This window comes from Pantoea sp. Sc1, from assembly GCF_000255315.1.
GTDB classification, from domain to species: domain Bacteria; phylum Pseudomonadota; class Gammaproteobacteria; order Enterobacterales; family Enterobacteriaceae; genus Pantoea; species Pantoea anthophila.
Genome location: NZ_AJFP01000001.1, coordinates 3,192,726 through 3,212,305 on the forward strand (window position 1 = coordinate 3,192,726; position 19,580 = coordinate 3,212,305).

At 58.8% G+C, this 19,580-nt stretch carries 16 protein-coding genes; 7 read left to right on the forward strand and 9 right to left on the reverse strand.

Annotated elements, in window-relative coordinates:
- Window positions 1-134: 134 nt before the first annotated feature.
- Both proA and proB read right to left on the reverse strand, forming a co-directional pair.
- Complete coding sequence (proA, locus tag S7A_RS14865) at window positions 135-1,388, reverse strand: glutamate-5-semialdehyde dehydrogenase (protein ID WP_009091884.1); 1,254 nt, start codon at window positions 1,386-1,388, stop codon at window positions 135-137.
- A gap of 10 nt (window positions 1,389-1,398) precedes the next feature.
- A complete protein-coding gene (proB, locus tag S7A_RS14870) occupies window positions 1,399-2,502 on the reverse strand; it encodes a glutamate 5-kinase (RefSeq protein ID WP_009091886.1) in 1,104 nt (367 codons plus the stop codon).
- Window positions 2,503-2,751: 249 nt separating this feature from the next.
- On the opposite strand from proB, the gene ompC reads away from it, so the two are divergent.
- Entirely contained in the window at window positions 2,752-3,864 is a 1,113-nt protein-coding gene (ompC, locus tag S7A_RS14875; protein WP_009091888.1) for a porin OmpC, read from the forward strand.
- Window positions 3,865-4,165: 301 nt separating this feature from the next.
- On the opposite strand, the gene crl is transcribed toward ompC, so the two are convergent.
- The 3 genes from crl to gpt all read right to left on the reverse strand — a co-directional run bounded on the left by crl (window position 4,166) and on the right by gpt (window position 6,494).
- Complete coding sequence (crl, locus tag S7A_RS14880; RefSeq protein ID WP_009091890.1) at window positions 4,166-4,567, reverse strand: sigma factor-binding protein Crl; 402 nt, start codon at window positions 4,565-4,567, stop codon at window positions 4,166-4,168.
- A gap of 100 nt (window positions 4,568-4,667) precedes the next feature.
- On the reverse strand, window positions 4,668-5,915 hold the full coding sequence (gene frsA / locus S7A_RS14885) for an esterase FrsA (protein WP_009091892.1): 1,248 nt from the start codon (window positions 5,913-5,915) through the stop codon (window positions 4,668-4,670).
- A 120-nt stretch (window positions 5,916-6,035) separates the two neighbouring features.
- The gene (gene gpt / locus S7A_RS14890) at window positions 6,036-6,494 is read right to left on the reverse strand and encodes a xanthine phosphoribosyltransferase (RefSeq protein WP_009091894.1); all 459 of its coding nucleotides are present in this window, start codon (window positions 6,492-6,494) and stop codon (window positions 6,036-6,038) included.
- A 254-nt stretch (window positions 6,495-6,748) separates the two neighbouring features.
- On the opposite strand from gpt, the gene pepD reads away from it, so the two are divergent.
- The 4 genes from pepD to S7A_RS14910 all read left to right on the forward strand — a co-directional run bounded on the left by pepD (window position 6,749) and on the right by S7A_RS14910 (window position 12,063).
- Window positions 6,749-8,206 carry a beta-Ala-His dipeptidase gene (gene pepD / locus S7A_RS14895; protein ID WP_009091896.1) on the forward strand — a complete coding sequence of 486 codons (1,458 nt, stop codon included), beginning with the start codon at window positions 6,749-6,751 and terminating at the stop codon, window positions 8,204-8,206.
- Window positions 8,207-8,466: 260 nt separating this feature from the next.
- A complete protein-coding gene (locus S7A_RS14900; protein ID WP_009091897.1) occupies window positions 8,467-9,972 on the forward strand; it encodes a sugar ABC transporter ATP-binding protein in 1,506 nt (501 codons plus the stop codon).
- Window positions 9,969-10,970: an ABC transporter permease gene (locus S7A_RS14905; protein WP_009091899.1), complete on the forward strand. Its 1,002-nt coding sequence runs from the start codon at window positions 9,969-9,971 to the stop codon at window positions 10,968-10,970. The genes S7A_RS14900 and S7A_RS14905 overlap by 4 nt, the downstream gene beginning before the upstream one ends.
- A 25-nt stretch (window positions 10,971-10,995) precedes the next feature.
- Window positions 10,996-12,063 (forward strand): sugar ABC transporter substrate-binding protein, encoded by a 1,068-nt coding sequence (locus S7A_RS14910; protein WP_009091900.1) that lies wholly within the window; start codon window positions 10,996-10,998, stop codon window positions 12,061-12,063.
- 34 nt (window positions 12,064-12,097) lie between these two features.
- Here the strand turns inward: S7A_RS14910 and dinB are convergent, their stop codons facing one another.
- On the reverse strand, window positions 12,098-13,153 hold the full coding sequence (dinB, locus tag S7A_RS14915; RefSeq protein WP_009091901.1) for a DNA polymerase IV: 1,056 nt from the start codon (window positions 13,151-13,153) through the stop codon (window positions 12,098-12,100).
- A gap of 246 nt (window positions 13,154-13,399) precedes the next feature.
- Here dinB and dpaA point away from each other — a divergent pair, with 246 nt between their 5' ends.
- Complete coding sequence (dpaA, locus tag S7A_RS14920; RefSeq protein WP_009091902.1) at window positions 13,400-14,146, forward strand: peptidoglycan meso-diaminopimelic acid protein amidase; 747 nt, start codon at window positions 13,400-13,402, stop codon at window positions 14,144-14,146.
- Here dpaA and S7A_RS14925 read toward each other — a convergent pair.
- Window positions 14,117-14,884 (reverse strand): class II glutamine amidotransferase, encoded by a 768-nt coding sequence (locus S7A_RS14925; protein ID WP_009091903.1) that lies wholly within the window; start codon window positions 14,882-14,884, stop codon window positions 14,117-14,119. The genes dpaA and S7A_RS14925 overlap by 30 nt on opposite strands.
- Window positions 14,885-14,935: 51 nt before the next feature.
- Window positions 14,936-15,514, reverse strand: a complete 579-nt coding sequence (gene lpcA / locus S7A_RS14930; RefSeq protein ID WP_009091904.1) for a D-sedoheptulose 7-phosphate isomerase — start codon at window positions 15,512-15,514, stop codon at window positions 14,936-14,938.
- Between the two features lie 255 nt (window positions 15,515-15,769).
- Between lpcA and fadE the strand changes: the two genes are divergently transcribed.
- On the forward strand, window positions 15,770-18,220 hold the full coding sequence (gene fadE / locus S7A_RS14935; RefSeq protein ID WP_009091905.1) for an acyl-CoA dehydrogenase FadE: 2,451 nt from the start codon (window positions 15,770-15,772) through the stop codon (window positions 18,218-18,220).
- A 92-nt stretch (window positions 18,221-18,312) separates the two neighbouring features.
- Here fadE and mtnK read toward each other — a convergent pair whose 3' ends face one another.
- Window positions 18,313-19,512, reverse strand: a complete 1,200-nt coding sequence (gene mtnK, locus S7A_RS14940; RefSeq protein ID WP_009091906.1) for an S-methyl-5-thioribose kinase — start codon at window positions 19,510-19,512, stop codon at window positions 18,313-18,315.
- Window positions 19,513-19,580 lie beyond the last annotated feature (68 nt).

Consider the following 19,580-nt stretch of genomic DNA (forward strand, 5'->3'; position numbering starts at 1 on the left):
GGCCTGCGATAAGGTGACCGGAACGGAATTGAAACTGAAGCGCAGAAAATCCTATCTTTCACTGGCCCGAAAAAGAGACGCTAAAAAAAACGGGAGCCTGTGAAAGACTCCCGTTTTGTTAAAAATTATCGCAATTATGAGCGGAGCGTATCGTCGCCCCAGGCTATCCATTTATAGGTGGTCAGCGCCTCTAATCCCATCGGACCGCGCGCATGCAGTTTCTGCGTACTTACCGCCACTTCAGCCCCCAGACCGAACTGCCCGCCATCGGTGAAGCGGGTGCTGGCGTTGACATAGACGGCTGACGAGTCAACCTGGCGTACAAAGCGCATCGCCTTGCGGGTGTCGCGGGTCAGAATGGCATCCGAGTGCTGCGTGCCGTGCGTGCGGATGTGATCAATCGCCTCATCCATATTCGCCACTAACCGGACGTTGAGATCCAGCGACAGCCACTCGTCGTCATACTGCTGCGGATTGACCAGCGAGACCGATGCCGGCCCCTGCTGCAGCTGCGTCAGCACGTTGCTGTCAGCATGCAGCGCGATCGCCTCCTGCGCCATACGCGCGCTGAAAGCGGGCAGGAAACGATCGGCCATAGCCTGATCCACCAGCAGGGTCTCCAGCGAGTTACAGGCGCTGGGACGCTGTTTCTTGGCGTTGACGATCAGATCTAGCGCCGGTTCGATCGCCATCGTCTCATCAATGTAGATATGGCAGACGCCGATGCCGCCGGTGATCACCGGAATGGTGGAGTTTTCCCGGCACAGCTTGTGCAGGCCAGCTCCGCCGCGCGGGATCAGCATATCGACGTAGCGATCCAGCTTCAGCAGCTGATTCACCAGTTCACGATCGGGGTTCTCAATGGCCTGGACAATTGCCGCCGGTAGTCCGTGCTGTTGCAGCGCCTTCTGGATCACCCGCACGGTGGCCGCATTGGTGCGCCAGGTCTCTTTTCCGCCGCGCAGAATCGCGGCGTTACCGGTTTTCAGGCAGAGGCTGGCAACATCCACGGTGACGTTTGGCCGCGCCTCATAAATCACGGCCACCACACCCAGCGGCACACGACGACGTTCGATGCGCAACCCGCTGTCGAGCTGCCCGCCATCAATGAGCTGGCCAACCGGATCGGCGAGCTGGCAGACTTTGCGCACATCGCTGGCAATGCTGCTCAGCCGCTCCGGATTGAGCGTCAGCCGATCCATCAGCGCGGCGCTCATGCCATTCTGACGCGCATCGGCTAAGTCCAGCGCGTTAGCCGCCAGAATCTCAGCGCTTTCCGCCTCCAGATAGTCGGCAATGGTCATCAGCACCTGGTTCTTTTCCGCCGTTGACAGATCGGCCACGGTATACGCTGCGGCACGCGCCGCTTTTCCCATCTCTTCAAGCATTGTCCGCTCCTTAACTGACGATCATGTCGTCGCGGTGAACCGCCACCGGGCCATATTCATAACCCAGAATGTCGCTGATCTGCTGGCTGTGATGCCCGGCGATCATCCGCATTGCGTCGCTGTTGTAGCGTGAAACCCCATGGGCGATGTCCCTGCCCTGCAGGCTGCGAATGCGGATTACTTCACCGCGCGAGAAATTTCCCTGGATGGCGCGGATCCCTTTCGGCAGCAGCGAGCTGCCGCGTTCGATAATGGCCGCCAGCGCACCATCATCGACGGTCAGCTCACCGGCCGGGGGTGCCCCGAAAATCCAGCGCTTGCGGTTTTCCAGCGGCGATTGCTGCGCATGGAAGCGCGTGCCCACCGGTTTCCCCTCAATCACATCGCTGATCACGCCGGTGCGGCTGCCTGACGCGATGATGACGTCGATGCCGGCGCGGCAGGCCACATCCGCGGCCTGAAGCTTGGTTGACATTCCACCGGTGCCCAGCCCGGAGACGCTGCCGCCCGCTAAGGAACGTAACGCGTCATCAATCACATGGACATCACTGATCAGCTCAGCGTCGGGATTATTGCGCGGATCGGCGGTGAACAGTCCCTGCTGATCGGTCAGCAGCAGCAGCTTGTCGGCCCCGCCAAGCATCGCCGCCAGCGCCGAGAGATTGTCGTTGTCGCCCACTTTGATTTCCGCGGTGGCGACGGCGTCGTTCTCGTTGATGACCGGCACAATGTGATTGTCCAGCAGCGCACGCAGCGTGTCGCGGGCATTGAGGAAGCGTTCGCGATCTTCCATGTCGGCGCGGGTCAGAAGCATCTGGCCGATATGGATACCGTAGATAGAGAAAAGCTGTTCCCACAGCTGAATCAGACGGCTCTGCCCCACCGCAGCCAGCAGCTGCTTTGAGGCGATGGTCGGCGGCAGTTCGGGGTAGCCCAGATGTTCGCGTCCGGCGGCCATTGCGCCGGAGGTGACGATCACAATGCGGTGGCCTGCGGCGTGCTGCTGCGCACACTGCCGAACCAGTTCCACCATGTGCGCCCGATTTAACCGGCGCGATCCGCCGGTAAGAACGCTGGTACCCAACTTGACCACTAAGGTCTGACTGCCACTCATATTTCCTGCCGTAGTGAAAAATTTTTACGAAAGGACGTTTTAACAGGAGTCGATAAGGAAGCCAACAGCCAGCGGGGGAAAAGCACGAAATTACGCGGACAGGGGCGTAGACCAAAAGTTCACCGTTAACAAGAAATCAGGAAAAGCGTCATAAAAAGTTCATCTCTGACGGGTAAAAAGTCGGTGCTTTACAAAAACTTTCATTTTTTTACGGCGTTCACACGGCGCTCACATTGGGATTGATAGCAAATGAAGAAAAGCACACTGGCCATGCTCCTCTCTACGCTGATGCTGGCTTCTGCCGCGCAGGCTGCCGAAATCTATAACAAAGATGGCAACAAGCTGGACTTATACGGCAAAGTGAAAGCGGAACATTACTTCAGCGACAACGCCAGCGCAGATGGTGACAAGTCCTATACCCGTATTGGCTTTAAAGGTCAGACACAGATTAATGACCTGATGACTGGTTATGGTCAGTGGGAATATCAGTACAACGTCAATAACTCCGAAGGCAGCGACGCCAACAATGGCAACAAAACCCGCCTCGGTTTTGCCGGTCTGAAATTTTCGCAGTACGGTTCGGTGGACTATGGCCGCAACTACGGTGTGCTGTATGACGTTGAGGCCTGGACCGACGTGTTCCCGGAATTTGGCGGTGACGGCACGGCCCGTTCAGATAACTTCATGACTCAGCGCGCCACCGGCGTCGCCACTTACCGTAATAACAACTTCTTTGGTCTGGTGGATGGACTGAAATTTGCGCTGCAGTATCAGGGCAAAAACGACGCCACCAGCGCCAACAGCCGCACCGATATTAACCGTCAGAACGGCGACGGTTACGGCGCCTCACTGGGCTATGCTCTGGGTGATAGCGGCGTGAGCCTGATGAGTGCCATCACCTCCTCTGACCGCACTAACCAGCAGCAGGCGCGCGCCTATGGCGGCGGTGACCGTGCCGACTCCTGGGGCGCAGGCGTGAAGTATGATGCCAACAGCGTCTACCTGGCGGCGATCTACACCGACACCCGCAACATGACGCCCATCAGCGGCACCAACCGCAACACGGGTGCCTCCGTTGCGGGCGCAGCCAACAAAGCGCAGAACATCGAACTGGTGGCGCAGTATCAGTTCGATTTCGGCCTGCGTCCGTCTATTGGCTATGTGCAGACCAAAGGCAAAGATATCGAAAACGGTATCGGCGATGTGGATCTGGTGAAATATATCGACGTCGGTGCGACCTATTACTTCAACAAAAATATGTCGGCCTTCGTGGATTACAAAATCAACCAGCTGGATGATGACAACGCGCTGTCGCTCAACAACGATGACATCGTCGCGGTGGGGATGACTTACCAGTTCTGATGTGGCGGTTGTGGCACGCCGGTCACAGCATAAAAAGGGCGAGTTTTCACTCGCCCTTTTATTGTTTGCACGATCTGACTCAGGCTGCGGTGAGATCGAGCCCGCTCAGGGAACCAGGTCAGAACGGAAAGTCGCTTAAGCCAATCCCTGGCCGCTCGGCCCGCGCCGTCCCTGGCGCGGGACGCTTTCCTTTTCTGACCCGGTTCCCTGCGCATCAGGTTTCGTTATCGCGGCCAGTTTCACTCTGCTTCAGGCTTCTCAGCACGCTGACGACGAGGTCCGGCCGCCCTTTTCCGCTGACTCAGGCGCTCAGCTTCACCGGTTTCTCATCGAAGTCGCTGGCCGGAATAAGGTCCAGATCTAACTCCTTCAGCATCGCCTTCAGACGGGTATGGAAGTTACGTAAGGTCTCCTCCACGCGCGCCGTGTTCTCTTTGCCCTTGATGGTTGCCACCGACCAGTCACCCTCTTTATCGAACAGGCCGATGTGGTAGACATAGGTAAAGTGGTCAGCCTGCGCTTCCAGTTCCATCCACCAGCCCCAGAACTCACGCAGTTCCGGTGCGGGTTTCACATTAACGCAGGCAGCCAGGCAGTCGAAGAAGAAACGGGTTTCGCCACATTTCCCATCGCGAATATAAGGTCCAAGCTCGGTAAAACGCTTAAGCAGGCGACTGCGGGGATGACCACTTGGTAACGTCATGCTGATTCTCCATTGGTTTTGACCGCTATACAGCCCTGATTTCCGGGCAGCCCGGAAAAATTCCGCTACTAGTTGTAGCAAACAGTGAAAATTTTGCCAGTTACCTTTTTAAACGCTTCTCCAGCCAGTCGCAAATCTCATTCAGCGCTTTGTCGAAACTGGCCATCACCGGCTTCACCGGAATCAGCAGGGCTTTCCCGTCCGATGAGGAGCGGGCGATCAGCCTGCTCTCCTCCTCCGGGCTGAAGAGGTCGTTTTGCCAGTAGCCCGAAAGCATCGGCGTGGGCGTGCGACGTCCCAGCAATCCCTGAGTTTTCAGCGAATAGCGATTGAGTTCGGTGCGCAGTGCGCTGTCAGAGGCGGTGGCCATGCCGAGACGGCTCGCCAGCATGTCCATGTACATATCCGGGATCTTATCCTGCAGCGCCGTCTGCGTCAGCAGCGCGTGTACAATCGGCCCCAGACAGGCAACGCCCCGCAGCCGCTGCGATTCAAGATAGGCCAGCCGAACGGCCACGTTGGCACCAAAGCGGTAACCAAACGCCGCCACACGCGTATGATCGACCCAGGGCACATTGGTCAGGTCACGCAGCACCTGCTGATGCAGGAAGCTGGTGTCCTGATTCAGCGTCCATTTCACCGAGTTACCCACGGACGGCACATCAATGGTCAGCATCGCGATGCCGCGAGGCGCCAGATAATCATGGAAAAGACGGTAGTGATCGCTCTGTAACGAGTCGAGCGCGCCGCAGAACAGCACGGTGGGATAAGGGGCTTCGACGCCGGGCGGCATGTGCAGAAAGCCGGTGACCGGGCTGCCGCCCGCGATGGCGAAGGTCAGGGTCTTCAGTTCACCGGGCAGGCGCTGCGTCGCCTCTTCATAGGCGCGATTGGCCAGCGTCTGTGCCTGATCGGCCAGCTCATCCCCTTTTATGTAGGGATAGGCGGCGACGCTGTAAAGGTGCGCCGCATGCAGCCAGAAGTCGCCTGCCTCACTGTCGTCGCCAGATTCCAGCGCCTTCTGCTGCCAGATCCCCGCCTGTCTGCACCACTCGAAATGCCAGTTGCCGCTGCGAAAACCGATCACCGTATCGAGCAGCGTCTCATCGGTATGCTCAACCTTGCTGATGGCGATACGGGCCAGCACTTCGCTGATCTCCTGCGGCGTCAGGCCGCGCCATGTCCACATCAGCTTATTCAGCATCCGATACCAGCCCCGCTGGCTCTCTCCGTCCAGCGTGGAGTGCACATCCGGGGTGGCATGATGCTGACGACGCACCAGGGAAGAGGTTTCAGGATGTTTGAAGCGGGGTTTGAACAGCTCCTCGCTAAGGTTTTTGCTCGTCATTCTCACTTCTCCTGCAACAGAAACGGCGATGGCTAAGTGTACTGTACGGCAATTCGGGGTGCGAGGCTCAGAAAGCACAACGCCCGGAAAACCGGGCGTTGTGACGTGAGGATGGCGTAATCAGCTTTTTACAATCGGCGGGATGTAGACCACGCCCATATCCCACGGCTGCTCGATCCAGGTATCCTGCGGGATATCGACGATGTAATCGTCAACCAGCGAGCGACCGGCCGGTTTTGCGAAAATGGTGCAGAAACGCGCTTTCGGGTACATCTCACGAATCGCCTGCGCCGTTCCGCCGGTGTCCACCAGGTCATCGATCACGATGAAGCCTTCACCGTCGCCTTCTGCGCGCTTCAGCACTTTCATTTCACGCTGATGATCGTGGTCATAGCTGGAGATGCAGACGGTATCGACATAGCGGATACCCAGTTCACGTGCCAGCAGCGAAGCCGGTACCAGACCGCCACGGCTCACCGCGATGATGCCTTTCCACTGTTCAACAGGCAGCAGACGCTGGGCGAGTTTACGGGCATGAATCTGAAGCATGTCCCAGGTGACGACGTATTTTTCGCTCATAGAATAGAAATCCCAGCCAACCGAAGTGGCTTAAAAATGTGCAACGGGGAAAAGGTTGCGCGAGATTATAAGGAGTTGACGCGCTAAAAACCAGCACCCGCGCGCTGGTTGCGGCTTTTTAGCGCGTCCGGGAGCGCACCCGGTGAAAAACAGTGATATTCTCGGGCCTGGCTCGTCAGATTCTCTGACGGCGATTTTTCACTGGAAACTCGCGATGTCCGGCCTCGCCGGTACACTGACACAGGAGACCTGTCGTGTCTGAATTGTCTCAACTCTCTCCACAGCCGCTGTGGGATATTTTCGCTAAGATCTGCTCTATTCCTCACCCCTCTTTTCACGAAGAAGCGCTGGCGAGCTACATCACCGGCTGGGCTAAAGAGCAGGGCTTCTGGTGTGAGCGCGATCAGGTCGGCAACATCCTGATTCGCAAGCCCGCCACCGCTGGCATGGAAAACCGGACCCCGGTCGCGCTGCAGGCGCACCTCGACATGGTGCCGCAGAAGAATAACGACACCGTGCATGACTTTACCAAAGACCCGATTCAGCCGTGGATTGATGGCGAGTGGGTCAAAGCGCGCGGCACGACGCTGGGTGCCGATAACGGCATCGGTATGGCCTCAGCGCTGGCGGTGCTGGCTGACAACAGCCTGACCCACGGCCCGCTGGAAGTGCTGCTGACCATGACCGAAGAGACCGGCATGGATGGCGCATTCGGTCTTCAGCCCAACTGGCTGCAGGCCGAAATCCTGATCAACACCGACTCTGAAGAGGAAGGTGAGATCTACATGGGCTGCGCGGGCGGTATCGACTTCGTCTCCTCCCTGCCGCTGACCCGTGAGGCCGTGCCTGCTGAGTTCCAGACCCTGAAGCTGACGCTGAAAGGACTGCGTGGCGGTCACTCCGGCGCCGATATTCACATGGGCCTCGGCAACGCCAACAAGCTGCTGGCGCGCTTCCTGGCGGCCCACGCGGCTGAACTGGATCTGCGTCTGCTGACCTTCACCGGCGGCACACTGCGCAACGCCATTCCGCGTGAAGCCTTTGCGACCGTTGCGGTTGAAAGCCACAAAGCGGATGCGCTGAAATCGGCGGCGGCGCAGTTCCTGAGCGCCATCCAGAACGAGCACGGTATCAAAGAGCCGAACATCGCCCTGGTCACCGAGCCACTGGCGCATCAGGGTGCCGCCCTGAGCGCTGACAGCCGCGATCGCTTTCTGAACCTGCTGAACAGCACGCCAAACGGCGTCATCCGCAATTCAGACGTGGCGAAAGGCGTGGTTGAAACGTCACTGAATATCGGTGTGGTGACGATGGAAGAGGATCACGCCGAGATCAACTGCCTGATCCGCTCGCTGATCGACACCGGCCGCGATTATGTGGTGCAGATGCTGACCTCGCTGGGCCAGCTGGCCGGTGCGCAGACCAAAGCGAAAGGCGGCTACCCTGGCTGGCAGCCGGATGCGGACTCCGCCATCATGGCGCTGACCCGTCAGACTTACATCGCCCTGTTCGACAAGACGCCGAACATTCAGGTGATCCACGCCGGTCTGGAGTGTGGTCTGTTCAAGAAGCCTTACCCGAACATGGATATGGTGTCGATTGGGCCGACCATCACCGGGCCGCACTCGCCTGATGAGCAGGTGCATATTGAAAGCGTTGGCCTTTACTGGAAACTGCTGACCACCCTGCTGAATGTGGTGCCAGAAAAGTAATCCGGTCGTCAGAAAAATGAACCAGGCTCCGGCCTGGTTTTTTTATGCCTGCCACTTTCCCCCAGCATAATTCGCTGCCTTCTTTTCGTTTTCCCCCGCTATTCCGCCACGTTCCCGCGCTTCGCTGGTTATAGCCGCCATTATGTCCGGATGTCTGGATGGCTAATAAGATTTCGTGCTAGCTTATGCGCTTTCGGCTGTTGCCGCGCCTGAAGGTTCAGGAAAAAATGCGGCCACTCATTCTTCAGGAGAGTCATCACATGCCAGGGTTAAATTGCCTTGAGATGCGTAACATCTCCATCGCTTTTGGCGGGTTTGCCGCGCTATCGTCGGTGGATTTCCGCAGTGAAGGCCATTCGGTTCATGCGCTCACCGGTGCGAACGGAGCGGGCAAATCCACGCTGATGGCGATCCTGTCCGGCGCGCACAGCCACTACAGCGGCGAGATCCTGCTTGATGGCCAGCCGGTCTCCATTCGCACACCGCGCGAGGCTAAGCAGCTGGGCATTCATCTGGTTCAGCAGGAAGTGGATGTGGCGCTGGTGCCGCAGCTCAGCGTGGCAGAAAACATCCTGCTGGACCGACTGGCCGAGCCGGGTCACCGCTATCGCTGGGGAGAGATCCGCCGTCAGGCGCGGGCGCTGCTGGCTCAGCTCGATGTGGCGCTGGATGTTAACCGGCTGGTGGAGCGCTGCACGCTGGCGGAAAAGCAGCAGATTCTGTTAGCGCGGGCGCTGTCGCACCACTGCCGCTTCCTGATACTGGACGAACCCACCGCCCCGCTGGACCAGCATGAAAGTGAACGACTGTTTGCCGTGGTCCGTCGCCTGCAGGCCAGCGGCATCGGCGTGGTCTTTATCTCTCACCGCATCCATGAACTGAAAGCCATCTGTGATCGTCTGACGGTGCTGCGCGACGGCCGCCTGATTGAAACCGGCCCGATGGCCGCGCTGAGCGGAGAGCAGATTGTTGAGAAGATGCTGGGTCATCAGCTGACCGACATCTTCCCGCCGCGTCGTCCACAGCAGGCGCAGCCGCTGCTGATGGCGGTGGAGGGACTTCACGATGCGCAGCGGCTGCAGGCTATCTCGCTGCGCCTGCACAAAGGGGAGATTCTGGGTATTGCCGGCCTGGCCGGCGCGGGGAAAACCGAACTCTGCAAAGCCCTGTTCGGCGCCACACAAAGTCGCGTCAGCCGGGGTGAATTGCACGGTGAGCCGTGGCAGCCCCGCTCGCCGCACGATTCGGTCAGCCGTCGCATGGCGCTGGTGCCGGAGGAGCGGCGCAAAGAGGGCATTTTCATCGATGAGTCGGTCGCGATGAACCTCAGCGTCAGCGCGGATGACAGCTTTTCGCGCTGGAGCCTGTTTGGTCATCGTCAGGCGTGGCGCTGGGCCGAGCAGATTATCCGGCAGCTGCAGGTGCGCACCACCGGTCCGGCTCAGACGCTGCGCCGCCTGTCGGGCGGCAATCAGCAGAAAGTGGCGATCGGTAAATGGCTGCGCAATAACGCCGACGTGCTGATTTTCGATGAGCCGACCAAAGGCGTCGATATCAAAGCCAAAACCGAACTGTTTACCCTCATCGACAGCCTGGCGCGGGAAGGGAAAGGGATTATCTACGCGTCGGGTGAATTTTCTGAACTGGTCGGCTTATGCGACCGGATTTGCGTGCTCTGGGATGGACGCATTGTGGCTGAACTGGCTGCAGACGACGTCACCGAAGAGACGCTTTTGCTCTATTCCACCGGAGGAACCCCTGCGTGAGCAGCAAAGAGACCCATCTTAAACTGACCGCCACCCCGTGGCATCACCAGCTATTCGACTTTCTCTATAAATGGGGCATGCTGCTCACGGTGGTGATCCTGATCGCCGCTTTTGGGCTGGCTTCCGACAGCTTCCTTGAACCCAATAACATCATCAACATTCTGCGTTCGATCGCGATTGTGACGGTCATTGCCGTTGGCGTCTCCATCTCCCTGACCGTCGGCGGCTTTGATCTGTCGGTCGGCTCGACCGCCTCGCTGGCTAATGCGCTGGTGATTTCACTGTTTGTCTGGTACGGCTTTGGCACCACTACCGCGATTCTGATCACCCTGGCGCTCTGCACGCTGGTCGGGCTGTTCAACGCCTTCCTGATTGTGATCCTGCGCATCCCCGACATGCTGGCGACGCTGGCGACCCTGTTCGTGATTCAGGGTGTGGCGATGACCTACAGCTTCGGCGGGTCGATCACCGAGAACATGGTGCTGCCGAGCGGTGATATGGCGGAAGGCACCATTCCGGCGGCGTTTGGCCTGCTCGGTCAGGTGCCGACCATTGTCATCATCATGCTGGTGGTGACCGTCGCGGCACAGCTGGCGCTCTCCCTGACCAAACATGGTCGCCGGATGTATGCGCTGGGCGGTAATCCGGAAGCGGCGCGCCTCTCCGGCATCCGCACCACCCGCTACCGGGTACTGGCTTACGTCATCGCCTCCCTGCTGGCGGGCCTGGGCGGCATTCTACTCGCCTCGCGCATCGGTTCATCCCAGGTCAACGCCGGCAGCGGCTACCTGATGGACGCGGTCGCGGCGGCGTGGATAGGCTTCTCACTGGCGGGCTCCGGCAAGCCGAATGCGCTCGGCACGCTGGTCGGCGCGGTGATCCTGGGCGTGCTGCAGAACGGTCTGGTCATGCTCTCTGTGCCCTACTACGCCATGGACATCATCAAAGGGCTGGTGCTGGCTTTAGCACTGGCGATCACCTATATCCAGCGCCGCTGAGGCGCGTCTATCGGAGTTGATAACAATGCAAAAAATAACGCTCTCGCTGCTGGCCCTGAGCCTGCTGAACGCCAGCGCCGCCTTCGCGGAGACCGTCACCCCGGTGCCTGCGGCCATCGCGGGTCATGACGGCCCCATCCGCATTGCGGTGATCCGCAATCTCGGCTCCGATGACAACACCACCCAGTTTGTTGCCGGTGCCATTCAGCAGGGTCGCCAGCTTGGCTTTAAGGTCAGCACCTTCCTCAGCAACGGCGACGACGCGCGCTTCCAGGACTTCGTTAATCAGGCGATCAGCCAGAAGTATGACGGCATCGTGCTGTCGCACGGTAAGGCGCCCTACGCCAGCGGGCTGGTGAAGCGGATTGCCGATGCGGGCATCAAACTGTCGGTGTTTGATACCCCGGTGGAGAGCCCGATTCCCGGCGTCACCGTTACCGCTCAGGATGATGCCTCGCTGGCGCAGCTGTCGCTGGGCCAGCTGATCAACGATTTCCACGGCAAGGCGAATATCGTCAAGCTGTGGGTCGCCGGTTTCCCGCCGATGGAGCGCCGTCAGGTGGTATATGAAAAACTGCTGAAAGAGAATCCGGGCATTCATCAGCTGGAGTCGATTGGGGCCGTTTCAACTGACGTGCAGGGCGACACCGCCAACAAGATTGGTGCGATTCTGGCGAAATACCCGAAAGGCAAAATCGACGCGATCTGGGGAGCCTGGGATGCGTTCAGCCAGGGGGCTTACAAGGCGCTGCAGGAGAATGGCCGGACCGAGATCAAGCTCTATAGCATCGATGTCTCGAACCAGGATTTGCAGCTGATGCGTGAGAAAAACAGCCCTTGGGTGCAGACGGTGGCGGTCGATCCTAAAACCATTGGCGCGGTCAATATGCGGCTGGTGGCGAAGAAGATTGCCGGTGAAGAGACACCAGCGACGTATCAGTTTAAAGCGGCGTCAATCTCTCAGCAGCAGCTGAACAGCCAGCCTGGCGCGGTGAACGTCGCCTCGCTGAACAAAATCATTCCGGGCTGGGGCAGCAACGAGGATTTTGTCGCGCCGTGGTTCGCCACCCTGGCCGCGAAATATCAGAAGTAATCTGGCGTCAGCCCTGCCGGCGGGTGAGGCTGACTTATAAACCCAGCAGGAGCTGACGTTCCAGCTGGGGATCTACCATCGTCACGTGCAGTCCCACCAGCCGCACACCGCGCCCGGCGCGGCGCTCATCCCAGGTCTTGCGGGCGATGGCGATCATGTCCTCTTTATTCAGCACCGGCCAGATATGCTCCTGGGTGGTCTGCTGAAAATCACTGAACTTCAGTTTGACGCCCTGACGCGCCACCTGTCTGTCGGGTCGGATCTGCGTCAGCCGGCGGTCGAGTTCGGCATAGAGAAAATCGATGATCTCCAGGCAGGCCTCCCAGTCGCTGATATCTTCCGCCAGCGTGCGTTCGACCCCCAGCGATTTTCGCTCGCGCTCAACGATCACGCCGCGCTCATCAATGCCGTGGCTGCGCTCCCACAGCACCCGGCCAAACTTGCCAAAGCGCTTCAGCAGCAGCGCTAAATCGGCCTTCTGCACGTCGCCACAGGTCACCAGCCCCATCTCTTCGAGCTTCTTTGCAGAGACTTTGCCTACGCCAGGGATCTTCGCCAGCGGCAGCGTCAGTAAAAAGTCAGGCATCTCTGCCGGGGTGATAACACACTGCCCGTCCGGCTTATTCAGGTCGGAGGCGATCTTGGCCAGAAACTTGATCGGGGCGATGCCGGCCGAGGCGGTCAGCCCGGTTTCACGGTAAATCGTGGCGCGGATCGCCTGCGCCATCAGCGTGGCCGAGCCGTGGCAGTGCGGGCTGTCGGTCACATCCAGATAGGCTTCATCCAGCGAGAGCGGTTCAATCAGCGGGGTATAGCGGGAAAAGATTTCGCGGATCTGCGCGGAGGCTTCCTTATAGGCGTCGAAACGTCCTGGCAGAAGGCGCAGATGCGGGCATAGCTTCAGGGCCATGCCGGTCGGCATAGCGCTGCGCACGCCAAATTTGCGGGCCGGGTAGTTGGCGGTGCTGATGACCCCGCGACGTTCGCGGCTGCCACCGATGGCGATCGGGATGTCGCGCAGCCGGGGATTGTCACGCATCTCCACTGCGGCATAGAAGCAGTCCATATCGACATGAATGATTTTACGCATACCCCCCCTCCGGCACTGGATAAGTATACAGCTGACAGGGGTAACTGCAATATTTGTTGCCCGGGCGAATAAAGTTTACAAATTTCTGGCCGAATAACCTTCAGTAAATCGCGAATTTGGCCGACGCCGTCTTGCTAAAAAAACAGACAATGTTTAATGTTGCGCTGCGGTAGCGGATAGTTCCGATAATGCCAACAAAGACGCAAAATTTGTGTCATGTTCTATTCACCTCAAGGTATACACAGCATGGGCAAAATCGCACTCCTGTTTGCGATGATTTTACTGCCAGCCCTCAGCATGGCAATGACACCCGAACCCGTTCAGTCAGCGGCACCGGTCAGCAAAGAATTAAAGAAGCAGTTACTCGGCACGCCGGTCTACATCCAGATCTTCAAGGAAGAACGCACGCTCGAACTCTACGGCAAAATCGGTAACGAATATCGCCTGCTGGATACCTACCGCATCTGCAACTTTTCTGGCGGCCTCGGCCCGAAACGCCGTGAAGGCGATTTCAAAAGCCCGGAAGGTTTTTACAACGTGAAGCTGAATCAGCTGAAGCCCGACAGCCGCTTTTATCGCGCCATCAACATCGGCTTCCCGAATCAGTACGATCGCAATCAGGGTTACAGCGGTAACTACCTGATGATCCATGGCGACTGTAAGTCGATTGGCTGCTATGCGATGACCAACGCCTATATGGATGAGATTTTTACCTATGTGAATGCCGCGCTGCGAAACGGCCAGCAGGATGTCAGCATCAGCATCTATCCGTTCCGCATGACCGACAGCAACATGCAGCGTCACCGCTACTCCACCTATGCCAGCTTCTGGCAGCAGCTGCAGCCGGGATACGCTTACTTTGCGAAGTATCACCAGCCGCCGATGGTCAATGTCGCCAGCGGGAAATATGTGATGAACAGCAGCCCGGCACCGGTTTTAGCCAGTCCCGAAGCCGCTTCCCATTCATTCCTGGCGCTCTCCAAGGCAGAATAACGCCCATTCACCTGGCGCAATCCGCTGCCAGGTTTCATTGGCCGTCAGAGGCTGCGTTGCAATCACCGTCACCACGTCATGCGGCGTGGTGTGCTGCTGAAAATCGACTTCCACATCCTGATCAAGCAGCTGTGCCCGGCCAAACGGGGCGCGACGGGTGATCCAGAAAAGGTTGGTCGAGCAGAAGGCCATCAGATAACGTCCGTCTGACAGCAGCATGTTAAATACCCCCTTCTGCCGCAGCGCGGTGGCCAGCTCGCCAATAAAGCGGAACACCGCCGGCCAGTTGCCCGGCGTGCGCGGATAGCGTGTCGCCAGCTGATGCAGGATCCAGCAGAACGCTTTTTCACTGTCCGTTTCCCCCACCGGCCGGAATGTGCCGGTCTCCAGCTGCTTATAGCCCTTCAGCTGCCCGTTGTGCGCGTAGGTCCAGTTGCGGCCCCACAGCTCGCGGGTGAACGGATGGGTATTCTCCAGCGACACCTGCCCGCGATTCGCCTGACGGATGTGCGCCACCACCGAGTGCGACTTGATCGGGTACTCCTGCACCAGACGCGCAATCGGAGAGTTAAAGCTCGGCAGCGGATCTTTAAACGTACGGCAGCCTTTATCTTCGTAAAAGGTAATGCCCCAGCCATCTTTGTGAGGCCCGGTTCCCCCGCCCCGCTGAACCAGTCCGGTAAAGCTGAAACAGATATCCGTGGGAACATTGGCGCTCATCCCGAGCAATTCGCACATAGCCACCGCCTCTGATTAAGCGGCCTCCCGTCAGACAGGAGGCCAGCGCAGTTACTTCACCATCTCTTTTTCGACCAGCAGCATCAGGATGTGGATCACCTTGATGTGGATCTCCTGAATGCGATCGGCATAACCAAAGTGTGGCACCCGGATCTCAATATCGGCACTGCCTGCCATCTTACCGCCATCTTTGCCGGTCAGGGTGATCACTTTCATCCCCTGCGCACGGGCGGCTTCAACCGCTTTAATGATATTGGCAGAGTTGCCCGACGTTGAGAGGCCCAGCAGCACGTCGCCCGGACGCCCCACCGCTTCCACATAGCGTGAGAAGACGTAGTCATAGCCAAAGTCATTACTGACGCAGGAGAGATGGCTGACGTCAGAGATGGCAATCGCCGGATAGCCAGGACGATTTTCACGATAGCGGCCGGTCAGCTCTTCGGCGAAATGCATCGCATCACAATGGGAGCCGCCGTTACCGCAGGAAAGCACCTTGCCACCCGCCTTGAAGCTGTCAGCCAGCAGCACCGCAGCACGTTGGATCGCATGAATATTGGCGTCATCGCTGAGGAATTTATTCAGCGTATCAGCAGCTTCATTAAGCTCAGAGCGGATGATGTCCTGGTACATAGGGATGTCCTTTATAAGAAGAGGTTAATCGCAGCAAGTTTAACGGAATGGCTGGTCAGCGCAAAGCTTCATGCCACGCCTGACCCGGCGGTAGCGGTGTGGATTCCGACACCGGTTGTCGAATAAAACGGCAAAAATCCGTTTTTGTGAGGCAGGTTGTAATTGCGATGTAAACAAATTGATAAATCCGCCCGGCTGCTCTAAACCTCTCTACATAACAGGTCAGACCTCTTACTACTTGCGGAGTGGTTCACTATGATGGTTGTTTCGATACTTGCCACGGTGGCGCTGATTGGCGCCCTCTTCTATCACCGCCTGTCGCTGCGGACCGCCAGCGCGATCCTGCTGCTGTGGACCGCCGCGATGGCGGTCGCGCATCTCTGGACGCCGTGGCTCCTGCTGCCGCTGGCGATCCTGCTGCTGCCGTTCAACCTGCCGTCGCTGCGTCGCAGACTCTTTTCACAGCCGATGCTACAGCGCTTCCAGCAGGTGATGCCGCCGATGTCCCGCACCGAGAAAGAAGCGATTGATGCGGGCACCACCTGGTGGGAAGGCGATCTGTTTCAGGGCAAGCCGGACTGGCAGAAGCTGCATAACTACCCGCAGCCGCGCCTGACGCCGGAAGAGCAGGCTTTTCTTGACGGCCCGGTTGAAGAGGCGTGCCGCCTGGCGAACGATTTCCGGATTACCCATGAGATGGCCGACCTGCCGCCGGAACTCTGGGCCTACCTGAAAGAGCATCGTTTCTTCGCGATGATCATTAAAAAAGAGTATGGCGGACTGGCCTTCTCCGCTTATGCGCAGGCCTGTGTTCTGCAGAAACTGGCGGGCGTCTCCGGGATTCTGGCGATCACGGTGGGTGTACCTAATTCACTGGGTCCGGGCGAACTGCTGCAGCATTACGGTACCGAAGCGCAGAAAAATCACTATCTGCCGCGACTGGCGCGCGGTGAAGAGATCCCCTGCTTTGCGCTGACCAGTCCGGAAGCGGGGTCAGATGCGGGTGCGATCCCGGATACCGGTGTGGTCTGCATGGGTGAGTGGCAGGGTGAGCAGGTGCTGGGCATGCGGCTGACCTGGAACAAGCGTTATATCACCCTGGCCCCGATCGCCACTGTGCTCGGCCTGGCCTTTAAACTGACCGACCCGGATCATCTGCTGGGCGATAACGCCAGCCCGGGCATCACCTGCGCCCTGATCCCGACCAGCACGCCGGGCGTGGAGATTGGTCATCGCCACTTTCCGCTCAACGTGCCGTTCCAGAACGGGCCGACGCGCGGCAAGGATATCTTTGTGCCGATTGACTTCATCATCGGTGGCCCGGAAATGGCAGGACAGGGCTGGCGGATGCTGGTGGAGTGTCTGTCGGTGGGCCGTGGCATTACGCTGCCCTCCAACTCAACCGGCAGCCTGAAGAGTGTGGCGCTGGCAACCGGCGCTTACGCGCACATCCGTCGTCAGTTCCGGCTCTCTATCGGTAAGATGGAAGGGATTGAAGAGCCGCTGGCGCGCATTGCCGGTAACGCCTATGTGATGGACGCCGCGGCCACGCTGATAACCGCCGGGATTATGCAGGGTGAAAAACCGGCGGTGCTGTCAGCGATTGTGAAATATCACTGCACCCACCGCGGCCAGCGCGCCATTATTGACGCCATGGACATTGCCGGCGGCAAAGGCATTATGCTGGGTAACAGTAACTTCCTGGCACGCGCCTATCAGGGTGCGCCCATCGCCATCACGGTGGAAGGCGCGAATATCCTGACCCGCAGCATGATTATCTTTGGTCAGGGAGCGATCCGCTGCCATCCGTATGTTCTGCAGGAGATGGCCGCCGCCGCCAGCAACGATGTTAATGCCTTCGATGATGCGCTGTTCAGTCACATCGGCCACGTCGGCAGCAGCACCGTGCGCAGCCTGTGGCTGGGATTCACCGCCGGACGCACCAGCGCCAGCCCGACCCGCGATGCCACCCGTCGCTACTATCAGCATCTGAACCGCATCAGTGCCAACCTGGCGTTGCTCTCAGATGTGTCGATGGCGGTACTGGGCGGCAGTCTGAAACGCCGCGAGCGCATCTCGGCGCGCCTGGGCGATGTGCTGAGCCAGCTCTATCTTGCCTCAGCCACCCTGAAACGCTATGACGATGAAGGCCGTAATGAAGCCGATCTGCCACTGGTTCACTGGGGCGTGCAGGATGCCCTGCATCAGGCGGAGGTCGCGATGGACGATCTGCTGCGCAACTTCCCGAACCGGCTGGTCGCGGGTGCCTTACGCATGGCTATCTTTGCGGGCGGACATCACTGCCCTGCCCCGTCTGATCGTCTGGATCACCAGCTGGCAAAACTGCTGCAACAGCCGTCAGCGACCCGCAGCCGTCTGGGCCGGGGCATCTATCTGACGCCGGGCGAGAATAACCCCGCCGGTCAGATGGAACAGGCGCTGCAGGAGGTGATGGCAGCCGAAGTGATTTATGACCGCCTGTGCAAACAGACAAAGCAGCATCTCTCCTTCACCCGTCTGGATGCGCTGGCAAAGCGTGCGCTGGAGCAGGGCTGGATCGATGCGAAGGAAGCAGAGGTGTTGCAGCGTGCTGAAGCCAGCCGTCTGCGCTCCATCAACGTGGATGAGTTTGAGGCAGATGCACTGGCGGTGCCGGTGGCGGAGAAAGCGCCTCAGCCTGCGTCGCGCACCAGCGAGGCGGCGTAGGGTTCAGGCCGGTGTGATAGCCGCACCGGGCTGCTGAACTTATGCTTCCTGAGCCAGCTCTGTTTCAGAGGCCGACATCATGTCGGCCTTTTTTATCCCGCCTGGCGGATGCGGGCAATCAGCGCATCCACATCTTCCACCTGATCGGCAGCCAGGATCAGCGTACGTCCTAAATTAATCGCGTTACCAATGCAGTCCGTGCGCATCGCCGGATCGGCAATCAGCTTCATATCCGCCACGTGGGACATCCCCACCGTGCGCCGAATCAGTTCGGTGCCGCAGTAACCGATGGTGTCCGCCCAGACCTTGCGCAGAAACGCCGCCGCATAGCCGGGCCAGGACAACGCCTCATCGCGGGTTTTCTCTGCCGCCAGCGCCAGAAAATGCGAAGCAAACGTCGACCAGAGACGATGGACATCACTCAGCCGCTGCTCGCGCGCATCGGCTGCCTCACGCGGAGCCAGCAGCCCCGGCAGCGCGCAGTAGTTAATCAGCAGGTTGCCAATCGCCGTTCCGACATCAAACCCAATCGGGCCAAAGTAACCGAACTCCGCATCAATTGCCTTCAGGCTGCCGTCAGCCACGAAAATCGAGCCACTATGAATATCGCCATGCAGCAGCGCTTCGGCATGCGCAAAAAAGCGATGCTTCAGCCCGCCGACGGCAATGCGCAGCGCATCGTCGTTGCGCAGGCTGGCCACCAGCGGCTCAAGCGCTTCAGGGTAGCTGTTACGCTCATGATCGGTGTAGGGATCGTTAAAGAAGAGATCTTCGGTGATTTCACACATTTCCGGATTAATGAAACGCGCCACTTCCGCCTTTTTCTGATGCGGATGCAGAACGAAATCGGAGGTATGAAACAGGGTCTGTGCCAGATAAACGCCTAACTGCGCTGCGGCTTCCGGGTAGTAAGCGCCCTTCACCAGCTCGCCGCGCCAGATACGGTGGCTGGAGAGATCCTCCATCACCATCACCGCCAGCTCCGCATCATAATGCGTCACCTGCACCGTATGCTGCGGACAATATTTATAGTGCTCGACCAGGGTCTGCGCTTCCAGCCTCGCCCGATCCAGCGTCAGCGGCCAGGACTCCCCGACGCAACGCACATAGGGCAATGCCTGCTTGACCACTACCCGGCTCCGGCCCTGATCGTCATAAACTTTGAACACCAGATTAAGGTTGCCATCACCAATCTCTTCAGCGCTGCAGAGCGCGGCAGGATCGTCCACGCCGCTAAATTGCCGGGCATACTCAACAGCATCAGCAGCAGTAAAGGTACGGTATTGCGACATTGCCTGTTCCTCATCAATCGAAGGCGGATAACCCAGGTGTAATAAGCCGTTCAGACGTCTATACATCC